1 protein-coding gene and 1 pseudogene are annotated in these 634 nt (G+C 37.4%); both read right to left on the bottom strand.

All coding sequences use genetic code 11. The features are described 5' to 3' along the window. Window positions 1-238 (bottom strand): SDR family NAD(P)-dependent oxidoreductase (locus tag K9V48_RS28440; protein WP_224142343.1); only part of this gene is annotated, 238 nt, incomplete at its 3' end. Between the two features lie 118 nt (window positions 239-356). Next, window positions 357-634, bottom strand: a pseudogene (locus tag K9V48_RS28445) (nickel pincer cofactor-dependent isomerase, group 22); the annotation flags it as partial.

Below are 634 nucleotides of genomic sequence, written 5' to 3' on the forward strand. Positions count from 1 at the left end.
TCTCATCTGCAACCTTTTCTACATCAGAACGTGTGCTCACATCTGCTTGGAATGCTTTTGCAGTACCGCCCTCTGCTTCAATTTCTTGAACAACTTTTTCAGCCTTTTCAAGGTTACGCCCAACAATAGCAATTTTAGCTCCGTGTGCTGCTAAACCTTTACACATTGCTGCTCCTAACGTACTATTCCCACCGAATGCTACTGCTGTTTTTCCTGTTAGATCAAATAAATTACCCATTATAATGAATCCTCCCTATTATTGACAATTATAATTATAAGAAATTTTAGACTAGTGTTATGACAGAACTTCTCCGAAATTATTTATTCGGCAAATTACGACATACTCTACAATAATTCTACGATAAATTCCCATTTTCATCAAACTTTGGTTCAGCTAATTCTGAAATCTGTTCAAGATTTTCATGTTGCTTGACATGCTCCAGTAATGCTTCTGATACTTCAATTTCGCCAATTTCTAATGTGTTCTTGATGCGAACCAATTTGACCGTTGTAAAATCTAAAATATTACATGTTTTTACCGCGGCTTTCATTGCTTCTCGATCATTCGGTAACGTGGTTGCGATTTTCGTTGGTGCCACAACGGTTGATGTTAAGCCGTTTGCGTACGTTACTT

The organism is Metabacillus rhizolycopersici (genome assembly GCF_020075705.1).